The organism is Paenibacillus nitricinens, from assembly GCF_052056485.1.
Lineage (GTDB): Bacteria > Bacillota > Bacilli > Paenibacillales > Paenibacillaceae > Paenibacillus_AQ > Paenibacillus_AQ nitricinens.
The window spans coordinates 4,842,200-4,862,056 of record NZ_CP183948.1; the positions used below are offsets into that span (position 1 = coordinate 4,842,200).

18 protein-coding genes are annotated in these 19,857 nt (G+C 43.7%); 4 read left to right on the forward strand and 14 right to left on the reverse strand.

What is annotated here, in order from left to right; all coding sequences use genetic code 11:
* Positions 1 to 154 precede the first annotated feature (154 nt).
* The 3 genes from pgmB to ACN6KS_RS21645 are packed head-to-tail and all read right to left on the reverse strand — an operon-like array spanning position 155 to position 5,411.
* A complete protein-coding gene (gene pgmB / locus ACN6KS_RS21635) occupies positions 155 to 793 on the reverse strand; it encodes a beta-phosphoglucomutase (RefSeq protein ID WP_440960451.1) in 639 nt (212 codons plus the stop codon).
* 32 nt (positions 794 to 825) lie between these two features.
* Entirely contained in the window at positions 826 to 3,108 is a 2,283-nt protein-coding gene (locus tag ACN6KS_RS21640) for a glycosyl hydrolase family 65 protein (RefSeq protein WP_440960452.1), read from the reverse strand.
* Positions 3,105 to 5,411, reverse strand: a complete 2,307-nt coding sequence (locus tag ACN6KS_RS21645) for a glycoside hydrolase family 65 protein (protein ID WP_440960453.1) — start codon at positions 5,409 to 5,411, stop codon at positions 3,105 to 3,107. The genes ACN6KS_RS21640 and ACN6KS_RS21645 overlap by 4 nt, the downstream gene beginning before the upstream one ends.
* 418 nt (positions 5,412 to 5,829) lie before the next feature.
* On the opposite strand from ACN6KS_RS21645, the gene ACN6KS_RS21650 reads away from it, so the two are divergent.
* Complete coding sequence (locus tag ACN6KS_RS21650) at positions 5,830 to 6,555, forward strand: Crp/Fnr family transcriptional regulator (RefSeq protein ID WP_042129903.1); 726 nt, start codon at positions 5,830 to 5,832, stop codon at positions 6,553 to 6,555.
* Between the two features lie 182 nt (positions 6,556 to 6,737).
* Here ACN6KS_RS21650 and ACN6KS_RS21655 read toward each other — a convergent pair whose 3' ends face one another.
* From ACN6KS_RS21655 to ACN6KS_RS21695, 9 genes are all read right to left on the reverse strand, one after another.
* On the reverse strand, positions 6,738 to 7,529 hold the full coding sequence (locus ACN6KS_RS21655; RefSeq protein ID WP_341135406.1) for a formate/nitrite transporter family protein: 792 nt from the start codon (positions 7,527 to 7,529) through the stop codon (positions 6,738 to 6,740).
* Positions 7,530 to 7,581: 52 nt separating this feature from the next.
* Positions 7,582 to 7,902, reverse strand: coding sequence for a nitrite reductase small subunit NirD (gene nirD, locus ACN6KS_RS21660; protein ID WP_280786675.1), 321 nt, complete (start codon positions 7,900 to 7,902; stop codon positions 7,582 to 7,584).
* Positions 7,903 to 7,934: 32 nt separating this feature from the next.
* Positions 7,935 to 10,358, reverse strand: coding sequence for a nitrite reductase large subunit NirB (nirB, locus tag ACN6KS_RS21665; protein ID WP_440960454.1), 2,424 nt, complete (start codon positions 10,356 to 10,358; stop codon positions 7,935 to 7,937).
* Between the two features lie 217 nt (positions 10,359 to 10,575).
* Positions 10,576 to 11,286 (reverse strand): hypothetical protein, encoded by a 711-nt coding sequence (locus ACN6KS_RS21670; protein WP_094877968.1) that lies wholly within the window; start codon positions 11,284 to 11,286, stop codon positions 10,576 to 10,578.
* Positions 11,287 to 11,432: 146 nt separating this feature from the next.
* Complete coding sequence (gene ric / locus ACN6KS_RS21675; protein WP_440960455.1) at positions 11,433 to 12,182, reverse strand: iron-sulfur cluster repair di-iron protein; 750 nt, start codon at positions 12,180 to 12,182, stop codon at positions 11,433 to 11,435.
* A gap of 197 nt (positions 12,183 to 12,379) precedes the next feature.
* The gene (locus tag ACN6KS_RS21680) at positions 12,380 to 13,111 is read right to left on the reverse strand and encodes a hypothetical protein (RefSeq protein ID WP_094873752.1); all 732 of its coding nucleotides are present in this window, start codon (positions 13,109 to 13,111) and stop codon (positions 12,380 to 12,382) included.
* A 250-nt stretch (positions 13,112 to 13,361) separates the two neighbouring features.
* The gene (locus ACN6KS_RS21685) at positions 13,362 to 13,679 is read right to left on the reverse strand and encodes a winged helix-turn-helix transcriptional regulator (RefSeq protein WP_042129916.1); all 318 of its coding nucleotides are present in this window, start codon (positions 13,677 to 13,679) and stop codon (positions 13,362 to 13,364) included.
* A 124-nt stretch (positions 13,680 to 13,803) separates the two neighbouring features.
* Positions 13,804 to 14,127: a hypothetical protein gene (locus tag ACN6KS_RS21690; protein WP_094873764.1), complete on the reverse strand. Its 324-nt coding sequence runs from the start codon at positions 14,125 to 14,127 to the stop codon at positions 13,804 to 13,806.
* 25 nt (positions 14,128 to 14,152) lie between these two features.
* Positions 14,153 to 15,088 (reverse strand): Gfo/Idh/MocA family protein, encoded by a 936-nt coding sequence (locus ACN6KS_RS21695; RefSeq protein ID WP_280786677.1) that lies wholly within the window; start codon positions 15,086 to 15,088, stop codon positions 14,153 to 14,155.
* Positions 15,089 to 15,252: 164 nt separating this feature from the next.
* Between ACN6KS_RS21695 and ACN6KS_RS21700 the strand changes: the two genes are divergently transcribed.
* Together ACN6KS_RS21700 and msrA are read left to right on the forward strand one after the other, a co-directional pair.
* Positions 15,253 to 15,873, forward strand: coding sequence for a TVP38/TMEM64 family protein (locus ACN6KS_RS21700; protein ID WP_440960456.1), 621 nt, complete (start codon positions 15,253 to 15,255; stop codon positions 15,871 to 15,873).
* Positions 15,874 to 15,972: 99 nt separating this feature from the next.
* Entirely contained in the window at positions 15,973 to 16,959 is a 987-nt protein-coding gene (msrA, locus tag ACN6KS_RS21705) for a peptide-methionine (S)-S-oxide reductase MsrA (RefSeq protein WP_094873758.1), read from the forward strand.
* Positions 16,960 to 17,131: 172 nt separating this feature from the next.
* Here msrA and ACN6KS_RS21710 read toward each other — a convergent pair whose 3' ends face one another.
* Together ACN6KS_RS21710 and ACN6KS_RS21715 are read right to left on the reverse strand one after the other, a co-directional pair.
* On the reverse strand, positions 17,132 to 18,262 hold the full coding sequence (locus ACN6KS_RS21710; protein ID WP_179281774.1) for a DUF4349 domain-containing protein: 1,131 nt from the start codon (positions 18,260 to 18,262) through the stop codon (positions 17,132 to 17,134).
* A 236-nt stretch (positions 18,263 to 18,498) separates the two neighbouring features.
* On the reverse strand, positions 18,499 to 19,275 hold the full coding sequence (locus tag ACN6KS_RS21715; protein ID WP_094878978.1) for a hypothetical protein: 777 nt from the start codon (positions 19,273 to 19,275) through the stop codon (positions 18,499 to 18,501).
* A 374-nt stretch (positions 19,276 to 19,649) separates the two neighbouring features.
* On the opposite strand from ACN6KS_RS21715, the gene ACN6KS_RS21720 reads away from it, so the two are divergent.
* Positions 19,650 to 19,802 carry a DUF1540 domain-containing protein gene (locus ACN6KS_RS21720; RefSeq protein WP_076120659.1) on the forward strand — a complete coding sequence of 51 codons (153 nt, stop codon included), beginning with the start codon at positions 19,650 to 19,652 and terminating at the stop codon, positions 19,800 to 19,802.
* The last annotated feature ends 55 nt before the right edge of the window (positions 19,803 to 19,857 follow it).

Below are 19,857 nucleotides of genomic sequence, written 5' to 3' on the forward strand. Positions count from 1 at the left end.
AGCCATCGGATGCACGTTGGTTTTTTCAAACAGCTGTACTTGTCAGCTGAATTCAGAGCGTGAGCGTAGGAAATCAGAATAAATAAGATAAAAAAAGAACGACCCCACAGTAGCGTCAACTACTTTGGAGTCGTTCCCATGTTCATTTAGAGCTTTAGTCTGTCAACAACTCATACAATCCTTTTACAACCATATCGGCTTCCTTCAGCACTTCCGGCTTGCCAATACCAACTACCTTCATACCTGCAGCCTTACCTGCTTGAACGCCCGCCTCCGCATCCTCAAACACGACACATTCGTCCGGCTGTAAACCTAACTCCTGACCAGCGATTAAGAATACCTCTGGGTCTGGCTTAGCAAGAGACACTTTGTTCCCATCAACAACAGCATCGAACAGATCCGTAATGTTCAGCTTATTCAGAATAAACTCCGCATTCTTACTTGCTGAACCTAACGCAATTCCAATCCCACGTGTTCGAAGTCCAGTTAAGTATTCTTTGACGCCAGGAAGCAGTTCTGACGCCTCCAGCTTAGAGATGTATTCTACATATAGGCGATTCTTTTTCTCCGCCATAGCAAGCTTCTCCGCTTCTTCAAACTGGAGTCCGCCAACTTCCAGAAGAATATCGAGCGATCTCATTCGGCTCACACCTTTAAGGCGTTCATTATCCTCCTCCGTAAATACAAAGCCAAGTTCATCAGCAAGACTCGCCCAAGCCAAATAATGATATTTGGCTGTATCTACGATAACGCCATCCAGATCGAAAATGGCGCCTTTCATATTTTGCAACATGGATTTACTTCCTCTCCGTTGATAAGTAATGTCTATACTGTTGTTTCGGTCAAAGCTAGCCGCAAGCTCTCCCCTGCACCACAGGACTTTCCTTCCCGCCCTTGTACCGAGAACACCAGAGTCCCTCTGTAGTCAGCTGCTGTGGTAACTGTAACCTCATCCTTGCTGATCCGCAGTTTAAAGGTATCTCCCCGAAGCGTAACCGGAAGCTCAACAGACTGCCAATGTTTAGGCAGTGAAGGTTTGATATGGACAGTTTCTCCATCATAATCCAACCCTGCAAAACCAAGCACCGCAGCCATCCATGCACCACCGTTAGCGGCTGGGTGTGTACCACCAATATAGAGATCCCCTACATACTGCTTAGATTCTCCCGTAAGATCAACAGTAGCTGTCCGCATAAAATATGGATATCCCCAATCCGGCGAACCAATATCGGCAGCTACCAAAGCATAGATGCAAGGACTGAGACTTGACCCATGTTCGGTGCGTGGCTCGTAGAATTCCCAGTTTGCTTGCTTCACTTCCTTGGTGAAGGAATGTTTGAATAGATTCAACATCAACACGACGTCTGCTTGCTTCAGGATGGTTGTCGTTGTAGCTAATCCATTACCCCCACCCAAATACTCATTTTTATTAAGTACACGGGATTTCAATTCTGTCAGCCTAACATCTTCTAAGGTGAAGTATCGGTCAAATTGTTCAATGACAAGACTGGCAGGGTCTGGCTGCGGAACATAGAAGCTATCCAGCATAGCTTTGAACTCTGTAAGAAACGGACCTTCACTAAACTCTGTAGACAGTTGGTTGTACACTTCAGGATACTTATCTTGCAGCAATTCTGCAGTGCGCAGGGCTATCTCCAGGGTCTCCTTCACCAGAGCATTCGTAAAGGCATTATTGTTCACACGCTCATGATATTCGTCTGGACCTGTAACATCTAAAATCTCGAAGCGTTCTTTTACCGAATTATAGTAGGCATAAGAGTAGAAGAACCGGGCACATTCCCAGATCACTTCCGCCCCTCCGCTAGTCAACAGACTCTCGTCACCTGTAAATTGAACGTATTTCCAGATCCCATGTACAACATCCCCACTGATATGGACCTGCTTATCGCGGAAATAAGTCCGCATTGGTCGACCGGTAAATACATCGTTCACATTAAACAGAGTACAAGCATCGTCTCCTGTATCCTGACTTTCCCAAGCATAGAATGCTCCCAGAAAACCATATTCCGCGGCCTTCCGGCGAGCTCCGTCCAAGGTATGAATCCGGTACATCATCAGGTTGCGAGCAACCGTTGGATCCGTATGCAGGAAGAAGGGCAGCATAAACATCTCTGTATCCCAGAATACGGCCCCTTTATAGACCTGACCCGATAAACCTCGAGCCGGGATAGAAACTTTTTCCGAAACTGTAGGTGCAATAATTAACAGCTGATAAATACTGTATCTCAGTGCAAATTGAGCATCCTCGTCGCCTTCGATAATGACATCGCTAAGTGACCATCTTTCTTCCCATAGCTGGTTGTGAGCTTTAAACAATTCGTCATAACCGAGTGCCTCAGCTCCACGGACAGATTTCACAGCTTCTGCCTCCGGTTCACTAACATCAAGCCCAGTATACACCGCAACGTACTTAAACCATTCATAGGTCTCACCCGCACTTGCTTCAAAAGAAATCCGGCGAATACTAGCGCCCTCATCCAGTTGCTGATCTCCGAAATTAAATACGGCTCTCTCCGCCACAACTACCGGAACCTTCAATTCTCCACTAGTGGAGGAAGAGACTAGTACCTCACCCTTTGACTGTACTTTTTGACCATAGAGATGGGGACCATTGATATCCCATACATCTACGTCAATTCCGGTCTCAATCACAATTGGGCAGTCCTGTGTACTGTGGATAGTGTATTTACTAACGAGGAGGTGCAGATTGTCCTGGCTTACGAAACGATCTGCTGTAAATGTCAACGTCCCACCATCAGATAGACTATAGCCAGTACTCCGATGATGAATGGCACTACGAATATTCAGCTCCTGCATATGAGAGCTAGGTTCACGCTCTAGCACACTTAAAGGTTCACCATTGCAGACAATCTTGGTCCATAATCCATTAGGAGCATTGACGGGTTCTCTCCACTTATCTCCCGCTTTGTCATATAGACCAGCTAAAGTTACGGCAACTAACTCAGCTTTACCGAATTCCTCAAGAGTACCGCGATATCCCATATACCCATTGCCTAACATATATTTGTTCCCGTTCGTCGTCACAAGCTGCTTGTCAAAACAGCTATCCCTAACCGCCCAGCTCATCGAGCCAACATCCCTTCACCTAGCGGAAGCGTCGTCCCGGAAGCGTCCACCGTTATTGACTGCCCATACAATATAATATCAGTGCTCCCCCCATTAATTGCGGTGAGCGTTACTGAAGTCTTGTTGACCAAAATACGTAGTAATACCCCTTCATACATCACTTGGAAGCTATACTCGCTCCAGCGCTCCGGCAATGAAGGCTGGAAGGACAACCGATCCCCATCTGAACGCATACCGCCAAAGCCATACACAATATTCATCCAAGCGGCTGCAATCGAAGTCGTGTGCAATCCTTCGCGTGTATTACGGTTGTAATTGTCTAAATCCAGTCTTGTCGCAAATTCAAAGAACGAATACGCTTCTTCTGGCTTGCCGATTTCGCTTGCCAGTATGGAATGGATCGAAGGCGAAAGTGAAGACTCATGAATACATCTAGACTCGTAATATTCATAGTTAGCCAGCTTCTCTTCTTTAGTGAATTGTCCATTATATAAGAACATAAACATGAGAACATCCGGTTGCTTAATCATGTCATAACGGTACAATCGATCATACGACCAGTTCGAGTAGAGCGGAAACTCTGTTACAGGAATGGAGTGAATATCAATATGCGGCATATCGAAGAATCCATCATGCTCCTCAAATACGCCTGTCACTTCGTCAGCAGGAATCTTCATATTGTCTGCTTTATTTTCCCAATCGGTAAGCTCTTCATTACGGAGCCCCGTCTTTTCCGCAACCAATGCAAAGGCCTCCGGTGCCTGTTCTTTCATTTCACTCAGGGTGTCTAGAGTGTATTCAAATGATTTTTGGGCCATCAAATTAATATAGCAGTTATTATTCACCATCAATTGGAACTCATCAGGACCCATTACGCCAAAATATCCATATTTCCCACTCTGTTGACCCCATTGACCGCGTGTAGCATAGAATCTGCTAATCTGGATCAGCATTTCAGCGCCTTTACTATGCAGGAATTCTTTATCCCCAGTATTTTTGACATAATGCCAGATACCATAGGAAATAGCAGTCCCTACATGAAGCTGAAGATTCGAATGCTGCCAGAGATCACAGCTTTCTGTTCCGTCTATAGTAGCAATAGGGTAGCAAGCTCCCTCGCAATCAACATCTTTAGCACGTTGCATAGCCTGAGGTAATGTCTTATATCTAAAGTCCAGTAAGCTCCGGGCGGCCTTAGGATTATTAAACATATAGAATGGTAAGCAATACGACTCTGTATCCCAAAATGCCAAACCACGATACACTTCTCCCGTCAATCCCTTAGCGCCGATGTTGAACCCTGGATGATCCCCATGATAAGTCTGATAAAGCTGGAAAATGCAAAACCGAATGCCCTGCTGATTCTCAGGATCGCCCTCGATCCGAATATCACTTGTCTCCCAGATCCCATTCCAATATGCTGTCTGATCCGCGAATATTTGAGTATCACTCAATTGGCTTGCACTTTCAGCAAGAGCTAGCCCTTTGCTCCACAGCTCTTCAGCTGTATGGGCAGATTCACTATCCGAACAGTTGATAACCAGCTTTGTAAAATGGGCCGCTTCTCCCTGAGCAAGATCCATAGTAAAGCTTTGTCCAATAAATTTATCATGTTCAACTCGCGTAAGCTGAAGCGGCTGTGAAGATTGTAACGAAAAGCTTGAGAATAGTTTGTTAGCTGTATTCACTGTTCTCGCCATAATAGCTGTGGCAGATCCTTGTTCTCCACTGCGGAGACTACTCCACATACATTCGCCGCGTTCCTCATGAATAATGCTGAAATCAAGACCTGCACAAATGTCCACGCTGCCCGAGAAATTAAGGGGCTCAAATTCCACCCGCTGTAGTCCCAGATGAGACATCGTCATACTTACCAAACGAGTAAAGACAACTTTTAAGATTTTCCCATCATCTAGGTGCCAGAGTAGCTCCCGCCGATAGGTCCCACTACGAAGATCCAGTTTGCGTACATATTCCGATATTTTACTTTTTGCCAGATCGAGCTGTTCACCATTCACAGTGATCCGCGTATACAGCCAGTCCACCGCATTCACCATATATCTCAGCGAGCGAATAATCCCTTTATAATGATTGCCAATGTCCAATTGTTCATTTAGCCCGTTGAAATAACTGCCTTGCAGGAAATCCCCAGAGTAACCTTCCTCAGCATACCCCCGCACACCCATATACTCATTTCCCAGCGAAAAAATAGATTCCGAGGTCCGATTTCGTTCTGGATCAAAGCCCTCTTCAATAATTGCCCAAGGATCTACCTTAAGATATTTGTCAGCCACTTTAGCCATGTATGATTTCCCCTTCTCCTGGTTTTTGCTCCATTCTCAGGATATCGTTCCATACCCGTTGCGCCAATGTCTGACCTTAATGAAGATATGTGCATTTATACGGAATTGAAATCGAATGGATTTCTATATCATGAATTTTTGCAGTATACTATATAGAATCTAATAAGAACAAAATAAACAGTGACAGACCCATTATTTGAGAATAATGGATTGCCACTGCTGATATATAAAGAACATATACTTCTTACTCCTTTTTAGTTAAAAATCATATTACATCTTGCACTTTTGAAGTGAAAATAATCACAATGTTGAAAATTCGACACTTTTAAATGGTTTTTCTTAACCAAATCAAAGATTTTAGAGGTATAATTAATTTAAAATTTACTGAAAAACTGAGGGAATAAAGGGGATGTCGATTATGCTAAAAGAACATTACAATGTCATCGAAGCCCACGGAAATACAAACTGTTTCTCCGAACAGAATTTCAACAGACTTCTTGTTACGATGAAAGAACGCGTTGTTCCAGAGGGTTCACATCTTTTCTGGGAAGGCGACTACTCGGATAAATTGTTTTATATCAAACGTGGACGTGTGAAATTAACTAAATCAACGGATGAAGGTAAGGAACTTATTCTTTATATGTACCAAGCCGGCGATATGGTAGGTCAAGCGGACCCATTCTTCAGCACCAAGCACAGCTTTACTGCAGAAGTGATTGAAGAAAGTGAAGTTGGCGTTATCGAGCAAAAGGATTTAGAAATTCTCATTTGCCAGCATTGTGATTTTGCGATCGACTTTATGAAATGGATGGGCATTCATCACCGTCTAACTCAAACGAAATTCCGTGATCTGATGATGTACGGCAAACCAGGCGCACTTTGCTCCACTCTCATTCGCCTCGGCAACACCTATGGTGAGAAGAGCAGCGATGGTGAGAATATCCTCATCAACAAAAAAATTACGCATACAGATTTGTCCAACATGATCGGCGCTACTCGTGAGAGTGTGAACCGGATGTTGAGCGACTTGCGTAAAAAAGATGCGGTTGAGTACGAGAACGGTATGATTGTCATCAAGGATCTGGGCATGCTGCAGGAAATTTGCCACTGCGAAATGTGTCCTAACGAAATCTGCCGGATCTAAATTTCTGTCTTATAATATACCCTCTATTCTCCTCAATGAAACATATATGACCCAATTATTCTGCACATTATAAAATAGAGTGGTCGAAGACGCCTAGCGAGGGCGTCTTTTTTTATAGCACAATGATGAAAAAGAACTGATCCCGAATCGGGTCAGCTCTTAATCATAAATATGCTCTTAACTTAACGTTTGGTCTGAGCACCACGCACGGGAGAAATCATCCAGTAGGCCATACCGACGAATACGCCACCGCCAATTATATTTCCTAACGTAACGGGTATCATATTGTGTATCCATCCGGCAATTGTAACGGTTTCCGGGTGATTCGGGAGCAGCACAGCAACACTCAGCAGCGTCATATTAGCCACACTGTGCTCATAGCCACTCGCAATAAAGGCAAATAAACACCACCAGATTAGAACCAGCTTGGCCGTTTCACTTTTGGCGCGTGAGGCCATCCATAGTGCTAGACAGACCAGCCAGTTACATAGAATCCCCCGGAAAAAAAGCTCTGAAAACGGAAGGCTCATTTTCTTGGCTGCAGCCGCAAAGATCAGATGCTCTGGGGGAGCCGCACTGAATAGTCCAGTTCCTCGAATCAAAAGTGCTAAAATCACTGCCCCTACCACATTCCCTACAAACACAAGCACCCAGTTCTTAACAGTATCCCAGATACTTGTTCTACCAGCTAGTGTACTAACCGTAAAGAACATATTATTTCCGGTAAACAGCTCTGAGCCTGCAAACACAACAAGAGTCAAGGCAATACCGAAGGATGCACCCATAATGAGGGGTTGGAAGGGCGATTTGGCAGCCGCTAGAGGCGCTCCCAGCGAGAAAATAAGGATAATCCCAATGCCTACATATGCCCCTGCCAAAAGGGCTGCCAGAAAATATCTTGGTAAACTTTCATTCATTTGGTCACGCTTACTGACTGCCGCCTCGACAATGTTCTCCACACTCTGAGTAAACATAATACTCCACCCCACCGTTTTCTATTTCATCCTTTACTACAAGCTTCGGTGTCTACAAGCTCACTGTCACAATGTCTCCGTCAAGGGAGACTGGATAAGTCACAACGATACCTTGATCCGGTGCCTGAACTTCACCCGTGCGAAGATCTATTTTCCAATCATACAGCGGATCATAAAGAAAGTGACCCGAAACGATTCCTTCAGCAAGCGGCCCCCCTTTTGGATGAGGACTCCGATTCTCAAGCGCATAAATCGCTCCGTCAGAGGTACGAAATACAGCCAGTTCCACATTTCCAGCCACAACTACCCGGCCAATTTGTAACAGGAGATCCTGTACTGATCCTATTGCATACGTTTGTGTGGTCTTATTCATTGCTCTCTCCCCTTCTGTGTGCGTTATATCCGCTAGACTCTTGTTTCTTCAAAAAGCGCAGTACGAGTGCTGCTGTCATTGAGCATTTTTTTCCAAGGATCCGTAACCTGAGTGAGAGCAAAGTCAATCCGTGCTGCCAGCTCTTTGCGGTTATCTTCATTATCCAAAATGACCGTTTGAATCTGCTCAAGTCCCATACGCTCAACCCACTCGGAGGTTCTTTCCAAATAATTGCCGGTCTCACGGTAATATTGCATCACAGCGGAGCACACCTCGATCAACTCATCATCGGTCTTAATTTTGCAGAAAGAGTCAGCGATCCTTGGCTTGATCCCACCGTTACCACCGATAAACACTTCCCAACCACCATCATTACCGACGATGCCAATATCCTTCGTGCAGGATTCCGCACAGTTACGTGGACAGCCGTTGACAGCTATTTTAAACTTGGCGGGAAAATCAAGACGTTCATACTTACGTTCTATGAGCGCGCCCATTGCCAGCGAATCCTGTGTGCCGAAACGGCAGAACTGCGAACCCACACAAGTCTTAACCGTACGTAGCGATTTGGCATAACCATAACCTGATGGCATATCGAGCTCTTCCCATACTTTCGGCAGATCCTCTTTTTTCACCCCGATCAGATCCAGGCGTTGCCCACCAGTCACCTTCACAACTTTCACGTCATATTTAAGGGAGACATCGGCGATTTTCTTCAAATCCTCCGGTGTTGTTACCCCACCATACATGCGTGGTATCACGGTGTAGGTTCCATCTTTTTGAATATTTGCACCCATTCTTTCATTTACAAATCGGGATTCTTTCTCATCCTGATGGGTATCAGGGTTCATCATTCCTAGATAATAGTTAATTGCCGGACGACACTTGGAGCAGCCTTCCTCTTGTTTCCATCCGAGTACATTCATGACCTCTTTTGTTGTTTTAAGACCTTTAGCTGTGATTTCAGCAACAATTTCATCACGGTTAAGCGTTGTGCACCCACAAATACCTTGCTTAGCAGCTTGCTGGAAACTGTCACCTAAGACAAATTGCAGGATTTGTTCTACTACGGGTTTGCAACCACCACAAGAGCGAGTAGCGCCAGTACATGCTTTGATCTCATCCACAGTAGTAAAACCATGTTCAGTAACAGCATCTACGATCGCTTTTTTAGTTACACCGTTACAGCCGCAGACAATTTCTTCGTCCGCCATAGCTTCTACGGATGTACTCTTCTTTGCTCCGCCACCGCAGCAGCCCGTTCCCATGACTTCAGTATAAATTTCATCGGTCATTATCGCGCTTTGTTTTACTAGCTTTTGCAAATTGGCGGACTCCGTCACATCACCGAACAATACTGCACCGACAATCACATTATTTTTGAGCAGAATTTTCTTATAGGTTCTCTTCCATTCATCTTTGTTTGAGATCACCGTGTGATCAGAGGAATCCAAAAACTCACCCGCTGAAAATACATCCACCCCAGATATTTTAAGCTTCGTGGAGACAATCGAACCTTCATAAGGCTTGGTATTGCTACCACATAAATGTTTAGCTAGAACCATGCCTTGTTCAAATAATGGAGCCACCAGCCCGTAACACATACCGCGATGCTCGGCACATTCGCCGATGGAATAAACATTCTGCATCGAGGTTTGCAAATAATCATCCACCACGATCCCACGATTTACGGAGATTCCGCTTTCTTTTGCCAACGTCACGTTCGGTTTGATTCCAACAGCCATTACCACAAAATCCGCTGTAAGCATACTGCCATCGCTGAAGCGCAATCCACTAACTCTCTGTTCCCCGGTCAATTCCACCGTTTGTTTGCCCATAGCAAATTTCACACCTTGACGCTCCAGCTCAGCTTGAAGCATCGAGGAGGCATTCCGATCAAGCTGACGCTCCATCAGATCTTCCATCAAATGAACTACGGTAACGTCCATGCCTAGGTTCACAAGACCTTTTGCCGCTTCCAGCCCAAGTAACCCCCCGCCGATAACAGCTGCTTTGCTGTATTGCTTGGCCGCTGACAGCATCGCATCACAGTCTGAAATATCCCGGAATCCTACAACGCCCTCTTTATCACTGCCAGGTACAGGTAGAATAAACGAATTCGAACCTGTCGCAATAATTACCTTGTCATAGGGGACTATCATCCCGTTATCCGTAACCACTTGCTTCGAGCCTTCATCAATTCGTGTCACCGTTGTTCCCGTGTGTAGAGTTATATTATTGTCCTCATACCAATTCCAGTCGTTTAGGATGATATCATTAAGGGTCTTACTTCCTTCAAGAACATAAGACAACATGATCCGATTGTAATTGGGATGAGGTTCACTTCCAAAAACCGTAATGTCATAAGCTCCACCCAGCTTCAATATCTGCTCAATCGTACCTATGCCTGCCATACCGTTGCCGACTAATACTAGTTTTTCTCTTATCGTTGTCATGGTTAGGTGCCTCCTCAAGCTTATGAATACCTGATCAATCTCTCTTCTACATATTGGAATTATACGTTTCAAATTCAAGTCATCATTGTGATTGCAGTCACTTTAATTGTGAATATTTTCACACTTTAGTGTGCTCATAATTGTCAGATATCTTTTCCACATAAAAAGCCAGATTAACGATTCTGAACAACCGTTAATCTGGCTTAATGTGCGATTTTTAGCGTAAAGTCAATAAAATCTCCAATTCATCTTGAGCCCTGAGCTTCATATCCATTCCATCATCGAGTAGTTGTTTTCCGTTCACCTTCAGCTTCCATTCTTCATTACTTAGAGGGGTATAATCATTGACGGAAAGCACCTTTTTATTATCATCCGCCAATTGTACCCTACTACAGCTTTTGAGCAAATCTCTTACGGTTAAATCTTCTCTAAATAAAATAATATACGTATGATGCAGGTCTACTTCTACACTTCCACCGTTCAAGGTCAGCCTTACTGTTTGAAGTGGTGCTTGATGATCCTTCGACTTCGCGGTGAAGACTAGCTGTGAATCATACCCTACAGTATTATTCCAATCCGCATTCCCAATGATTTGACCGCCCATCTGAAGCTCCCAAACCAATCCCGACTCTAGCGAAAAATCCTTTACCGAAAGAATGCTTGAGTTATCCTCCGCAAATGTGGCAATATTACTACCTTTCAGGAGCTCCATGAGCGATATTCCATTTCTATAACTCCCGCTAAGTAACCTGTCCGATGGTTTAGTAAGCAGTTCATTATCTCCAACCCTTATCGATATTGTCGGTCCCTCTAATCCTGCCGCACCATTATTAGCATTACTATTGCTGTCATTGTTAGTAGAGCATCCACCTATTGTGAATCCGATGACTAAACCTAGCATCAATTTCCACAAAGATCGTATGGGCATCCTGACACCGCCTTGTCCCGCCTAATGACCATATAGCGTCTCAGGCTTGTAAAGTTATGTATACTGTCTTTTTAAGGATAACTTAAACAAGCCATGTTCTCAAATAAAAAAGCCCCCTAAGGGACTCTTTAGAACACTATTCATCTTCACTGAAACCTAGGGAACAATATATTATTCTCCAAATGTACGTGTTCAAAAGTCATACTCTCCAGCTCTTCCAGCCGGGCATATGTCAATCGATAGGTCGTGCAAGCATGCGCCGGTGGAGTGAAATCATCTGTAACACTACGTATTTTTCTCAAAATATCGCCCGCACCATCATGCTCACTCTCCAGCTCAGACAATGACTCCCGAAGCGATGTCAGGCCTTCTTCACTAGGATTAGCAGCGTATGTCAACAGCTTAGGAAACTCATCTTCTTCTTCTTTAGCCGTATGCTCAAGTAAGTCTTCCTTAAGTGTGTTGAACAAGTTAAATAATTCCACCAAATGGGGAGAATCCCCACCATGCACTCGATACACTTTAGTTACATTTTGGCTAATGAGGGGTAGCTCTTCACGAAGATAACGATGGTGTTTGTTAATAATACGGGCAATTAACTCTTCTGAGGATGCAGTATTCCAAGCGATTTCCTCTTGGGGTACTGGATACTCTTGGAACAGCTTGTTTAGATCACCGATGATTATCTCGTGATCCAGACCACGCTCAGCTGCTGCTTCAGCAAGTGGTTTAGCTCCACCGCAACAAAAATCAATCCGTTTTGCTTTAAAATAATCTGCCGCTTTAGGGAATTGCAATACAATATCCCTCACCAGTGCATCTGGGGTAAACCCAGCCTGTACCGATTCTGCTTGTTTCGAATCCGAAATACTATCATTAAGTTGTTTAGTTTCCATTATAGCTCCTCCTTGGGTTATGGGATTAGGTTCTGAATAAATCTTATCCACTTCTTCACCTTAACCCTGAAAGGAACTTTGACTTGTGATTGTACGCACGGAAATTGTATCTTATTTTTGAACGAGATTGGAGAATGTACATACATAGTAAGCGCAAAAAAGCACCTTTGCCTACAAAGGTGCTTTTTCAACTCACTTTATTGCACATAAGCCTGCATATACGTCCGCTGTCCCTTTGAATCCTTTAAATAAGGTCCCAATCCAGCAAAACGGGAGTGATCCATATAAACACCGGTCATCCATCTGCCTTCCGTCAAGCCACCATTCCATTTGAGGACAAGATCAGGTGCGGAAATCCATTCCTGAAAGACTCGTATATTCTGATCTTTGTATTCTTTACATGGCTTAGACCGCTCAATAAGGTGGAACTCATTAAGATAAGTTGGAACGAAATAAGAGGATATCGTATGCAAATCATCATCGTCAAAAAAAGGCTCATCGCCTAAAAAGGGTTTGAATAATACGATATTCTCGTACATGGACCAAATTAAGGCTTGAAGCACCATACTCTGGCGAATGCCGTTATGAAACTTATATTGTCGCCCATGATTCGCCGCATTCACATCTTGTGGAGGTTCCGTGGACTCCAGACAGTGCCGTTCACAACCAATACACTTCCAGCCGGTCGGACTTTGAATCCATTTTTGAAAAATAGTCCCACTATCATTGTTTCCTTTGTAGAGTGAAGAGATAATGCTGTAAGGCACGCCAATCCACGCATCCCATAAGGAATCAGGAAGATGGCTATGCAGCATGAACAACGTCTTGTCATAGATGAGCTGTACTTTGATAGAAGCATTCTCTAGCTCAGCAACATCCTTTTTTCCATACGTTATTTCCCGGGAAAATAGGGTCGTCTTCGTCTTCATCTCCCTCGCCTCCTAACAGTTTTGCTATGCCTGTACTCCAGCTGAGTAGATTTGAGCAAAAACCAATACGCGAGCGCTTCCATTCAAGGATCATACAATGTTTTTCTATTATATTACAATTATTTTTAAACTGTGCAAGTTTTTTTCAAGCATAAAGGATTGGAACACAACTGTCACTGTCTAATATTTAGAAATTGAAAAGCCCCTTTTCCACCATTTCGGAAAAAGGGCCACAACATTACTGTGAATTTTAGTCAACCCAGCTCTCAGCCCAAGACTGAATCTGCTGCATAACAGGCTGCAACGCACGGCCTTTGTCTGTTAATTCGTACTCAATACGTACGGGTGTTTCTGGGTATACATGCCTAACCAGGATACCCTCACCTTCCAAATCCTTCATCCGCTCGGACAGCATCTTATCGCTCATTGAAGGAATGAGGCCGGAGATATCTTTAAACCGCTTCGGTCCACTCATCAATGTCTGAATAATAAGTCCATTCCAACGTTTGCCTAAGAAAGAGAAGGCTGTTTCAAATCTGGGACACATCGCAAATTGATGTTCTTCCATTGTTCTCACCTCTCACTTGCGAAACTTACTATTAGTTAGTATATATAATATTAACACATTTTAACCATGATGAACATCGTTTACCAAAAAAAGTTCATCTGACTCTATTATTATATCCCCAATGTCAATCCCCCACAGGTCCTTTAGATCCCCTTTGAGCAATCGCTTCAGTTACGATTTGTGCCAAGTCATCATTTCCAAAAAGTGAAAGTACACCCAGAACGGTGTCATCAGAAATGTCTCCCGCTTCCTCTGCGGAAACCGTGAGGGCAAGTGCCTGACGCAAGGCTTCATTCCCTTCCTGCTGCGGATAAGCCTGCAAGTATAGCGCATGTGGATCAAGTCCATTATTCACACACCACTGAGCGAATACAAGAATCATCATCTCTTCTTCGCGCTTATAGCTTTCGATGATCTGTTCCTCCACTAATTTACGGTTATCCTCCATATATTCTTCTCCTTTCTCAGAGACCTCATTCAGCAAGCTGTGCCGCCAGCATATGACTAGGCAGTACCGCTGAAGCAGCAATGCTGCATAGCTCCGGTGTATTTATGTTGCAAAGAAAATTATTCACCACTCCACTAAAACCTCTTCTATCCAGTACAGTATCCCAGCTTCCAAAGCCTTGAATATGCGGTAAGGTATCTTTTTCAAAAAGAATGGCCTTGTCTAGATCCACTACTTCCACCGATCTACCATTTCCGTGCAACTCAAGCTTCTCCAAATCCGCACCGGCTTCACGAACCATACTGTACATCCCTACTGCACTATGTTTCCAGGCTAGCATTCCAGATGCCTGTAGCAGACGACCATCTCCACTAGATTGAAGATGACTACGAAGCAGTTCATACTGATCTCCACATAACCACAACAGCAAATCAAGCATATGGATAAGATCATCATGCACGGTTTCGCGGCTGGTGCTTGTCTGTAGCTTCGTTCGATGTTTAATCGCACTGCAGTGGCTAATTCCACCGACTTCCTCAAGCCATTGCTTGGCGGTGACATACATAGGGGCAAACCGGCGGTTAAAGCCCACTCCCAGCAAAAGCCCTTTATCTTGTGCTAGCTCTGCCATCCTTCTGGACTCTTCAAGATCATAAGAAAGTGGTTTATCTACATATACCGAAATCCCACGTTCGAGACATTTTGTTACTATATCATAATGAGTAGTTGTTGGGCTATGTACAAATACTGCATCCAGATCCCAAGATAACAGCTCTTCCAGATTCGTCGTCCCTTTAGGAAAACGATAGGTATGAACAGCCTGCTCCACCGTTGTCGATGAATGGCTGAGAACACCAACTACCTCGGCATAATCATGCTGAGAGAGCAGTGGCAAATATACTTTACGGGCGATATTGCCGATTCCTATTATGGCGACTCTTTTACGTTCAGGTACAATCACTGATCCATCCCCCTCTAACATTTCAATATCTCGATCTTTTCTCTTTGTTCTCTACAAATGCTATTATACCTGCTTCTCATTCTCTGACAATTGATCTTTGCTTCAATATTTACTTCATATCCCGTATGATGAGATGAATGAGTGGAAGAAGGGGCATATTATCTATGAAGAAATGGTTCTCGATTGTTCTTTATGTTTCGGGTACAATCCTTGCGTTTATCTACAGATATGACATCCTAAGCTGGATGAAAGAGGATCATAATCTTTTCAGTTCTATAGGGTTTGCAACTTTACTGGCCTTGTTTCCAGTTGTCCCTTATAAAGCTGTCATCGGATTCTTCGGTTATGCATACGGAAGTTTAGTGGGAGCCTTGATTTGCTGGCTAGCTACTAATTTGGCTGCCGCAATCCTGTTTGGAATTGTGAAGTACTTATTTCAAAGCCAAGCTAGAGCTTATTTAGCCTCCATTCCCGCACTCGAAAAGTTCACAGTAGGCATTGAGCGGCGACCTTTCGCTTCGATTGTCCTAGCACGACTCGTGCCAATCATTCCCCAAACAGCGGTTAACATCTACGCTGGAGCTGCTGGACTGCCTTTTTGGAGCTATATTGCAGCTTCCGGCATTGGAAAAATACCAGGGATTGCATTATACGCTTTCCTCGGGGATCATCTGTTCCAGGACCCTGTAAGTGCGATTATTGCCATCATCGCCTATGCCGCTGTACTAATTATTACCGGACTGAGCTTGCGTCCGCGCGCTCAAGAAGCGAAGAATAACAGATAGCGAAAGAACTTATCGGTTACAAACTGGCAGGCAGTTAGTATTTGCTTTATAATTAAATTGTGATCTATTTAATTGCATTATGTGAATGGAGGGATATCAATGAGTGAACATCAGACTAACCATATAAATACCAAGACGGAAAAAGCAACCTTTGCAGGTGGATGCTTCTGGTGCATGGTCTCGCCGTTCGAAGAATTGCCAGGAATCATTAGTGTCGTCTCTGGCTATACCGGCGGACATACAGTGAACCCAACCTATGAAGAGGTTTGTTCTGAAACGACAGGACATGTTGAAGCTGTACAAATTACGTTTAACCCAGATATTTTCCCTTATAGCAAGTTACTTGAGCTGTTCTGGCAGCAAATTGACCCTACCGATGCAGGTGGACAATTCCATGATCGCGGGACTTCTTACGGTACAGCAATCTTTACCCATTCGGAGGAACAAAAAGAACAAGCAGAAGCTTCCAAGGCAGCTCTTCAAGCAAGCGGTCGGTTCTCAAGTCCTATCGTAACCCCGATTCTCCCGGCATCCACCTTCTATCCAGCCGAAGAATATCATCAAGGCTACCATCATAAGAATCCAGGCCACTACAAACGTTATCGCAAAGGTTCTGGACGAGAGGATTTTATAGAAACCCACTGGACACATAAAGAGGACAAACAAAGTTTGAAAGAACGGTTAACGCCTCTTCAATATGAAGTCACTCAGAACAGTGCTACAGAATCTCCTTTCCGGAATGATTTTTGGGATCACCATGGAGATGGTATTTATGTAGACATCGTATCTGGCGAACCGTTATTCAGCTCGCAGGATAAATACGATTCCGGTTGCGGCTGGCCAAGCTTTACTCGTCCCATCCGGGACTATGCTGTGAAGGAAAAGACGGATCTCAGTCATTTGATGGTCCGCACTGAAGTTCGCAGCAAAGTAGCGGATTCCCATCTAGGCCACGTCTTCGACGATGGTCCCGGAGAAAACGGTTTGCGCTACTGCATAAATTCGGCGGCGCTAAGATTTGTCCCGAAAGAGGATTTGGAGAAGGAAGGATACGGGGAGTACCGCGTACTCTTCCAGCCTGCCTAAACATCAATCCTCAGTACACAAAGAAACGGTTGTCGTCCTTTTAGGATGACAACCGTTTTTTCTCTTAAAATATAAGAAAGTATAAGTTTCACGTTATACATTATCCTTATATTTCTCGCTTAAACGCTTACCGTCTTTATAAGGACGCCGAGGTCGTTTATGCTTAGAGGGGCTATTCTTTCTTTGAGTCCTCTGAGTCCTTATTAGCCTTCGGCTCATCCTCTGAAACTGCCTCCTTAGGTTCTGTTGCCGCAGGGATGATTTGCTCTCTCTTCAGCTCCTTATTGCGCTGACGGATCCTCTCGGTCTGCTGCTCCCGACGCTCGCGGATATTTTTACGGGAAACTAATACAATAGCTAATATAATGGCAGCCCCGATAAGTATCGGTAACGCTCCTGCAAGGATAACTACAAGCCACTGAAACATCACAGATAGCGCATTTAAGCTGCCATTTAGAGCATCTGAAGCGCGTTCCAGTAACGGCCCTTGCTCCTTCTTCTCTTTGACAGCAATGCTTTCATCCGTCTGATACACTCTCAATTCTACCGTAGAGAAGGATACATTCTGATTGATATAACGCATTCTACCTTTAATCTGTTCAATGCTTTCTTGAATCGAGCCAAGCTCGTTCGCGAAGGCGACCAGATCCGTGGATTTCGTCGCTTTTTTCATAAACTCTGTATATTGTGCTTCCATTAGCTGCTTTGCCTTCAAACGTGACTCCAGATCAACGTACTCTTCAGAGACATCCTGACCTTGAATGCTGCGCTGTAGAGATTCGTGTTTTACTTGTTCTAATTTATTCAGAAAAGGTGAGAATCCGGAGGCAGGTACCTTAAGGATAAACGTCCCACCTTGCTCGTACTGTGACATATTTTCATTAAACTCAATAATATATCCATTGGCCATGGTTACTAAATTACGTATTTCAGTCTGTGCTTTTCCATAGTCTTCTACTTCCATGTTAAGATTCGCTTTATAGATCAGCTTCTTGTTCAAGCCCGCTACTACATCGCTACCAGTAAACCCTGCACTTGCTTGAACTGTATTTTCTGATGTGGAGCCCTTTACAGCCAAGTTCTCGCTGCCTGTTGCTTCTGCCTCAGGGGCTGCCGAAGTGCTTTTATCCGCTGTTGAGGCCAGCGAGCTCTGCGATTGTACCTCTACTGCTGCGTTGTTACTCGTACTACCATTTTCTTTTGCCGAGCTATCTGCCGCTGAATTCCTATCCGCTGAACCACAACCCGCCAAGACTACCGCAAGAATTAATAAACATAAGTAATGCAGACCCCATTTGCGCATTCTCATTCCTCCAAAAATGTAGTAGATACCGCTTGCACGGATCATCATATCGTAACGGAATGTCTTGTTCTAAGCAGATCTCTTCCGTCACTCTTTACTATGACGTTCCAAAACTTGGAAGGTTGCACTTAAAAATGGAATGATGAATAGTTTCTTTTAAATCATGCATATTCAAAAGAAAAAAAGCCGCATTTCTGCGACTTTGGGGTTTCAAACTATCATTTTTTGTGCAAACACTAACCTGGGTTAGAAGAACTTTGTTTAATGACATAAATGCCATCTGGTAGCGAACCGCTTAATAATCTTGCCATGTAAATATCAACATCATAACTAGTGGTGCCTACAAGAACTGAATTCCCTTGAACATTGGCATAAGTCTTCTCTGTGATCACACCAAATGAGTTATTCATAATAGGCGTATATTCCATCCAAGCATAATTGTAAGGATTCACTAATGCAGTTGTCGTGTTACTGCCACCATAAGTATTGGACCACGACGAGCCACCCGTAATGCCAGCACTAACAGCTGTTTGTTTTGCGGTTACACCAAAGCTAGTGTTCGCAATATAACCTTGAGAAACCGAATAGCTGATGTTTAACAACGAATTTCCAGAAGCACTGTTATAAACAGCCTGAGAGATTTTTCTAGTCAAGCCACTTCTAGTAACATAGGAGACATAACCATTTTGTTGGTAAGAGTAGATCGTTGTTTGGAAAGCATCTCTAGGAGCTATAACAGAGGCTTTCTCAAAAGAAGAATCTGTATTAAACAGGGGCACACTTGGCAACAATCCCTCTTTAGCAGCCTCTAAAGCTTGTCCTTGCGCAAGAATATCATTGTACTCTTCTATTGAGATTTCTGACAATCCCGTAGGTGAGGTTTTGTAGACTTTTATGATTTCGGGTTCACTATTTTGAGGGGCTTCGTCATTATGTACACCTTCTGCACCTGCATAAATAGGTAAACACAAGATTAGCATTAAGGCAAAAGGGAATAGTAAGAACTTTTTCATCAATTTCATCCTCCAATATTTCAGATTAGGATCGGCCGTTCCCTATCGAAAATATTACCAGATATTTTTTAAAATTATATAGATAATTAGGATTATTTTGTATTTTTTGGTATGTTAATGAGAAATGTATTTTGTAATTTTTTATATTTATTTGTATAACTTTGTCATATTTCTGTGATTGAATAACCCATTTGCTTACAAACGCTTTATTTGGTACAATAACCTCGTCTAGCTACACAGAAAATACCAAATACCCTCAATTCATAATGAATGAGGGTAGGGCGCGGTTCTGTTCGGACAAGCTCCACCTTGTTGAACAGAGTAGTTCTTTGTTAATAATGCTGTCTATTACTAAGAAGGGGAGGTGAACCCTCATGGCAAAAGACGTAATTTGCGAAGTTAACTCCTGCACCCACTGGGCAGAAGAGAACAAATGCAGTGCTGATTCTATCTTTGTAGCTTTCCACAGCTCCCAAGAACCTACACGTGCAGAAGAAACAGATTGCAAGACTTTCGAAAGCAAATAAGGTGATAATTTGAAGGGACCCTCCACGGTTCCTTCTTTTCTTTTCTCATTCTATC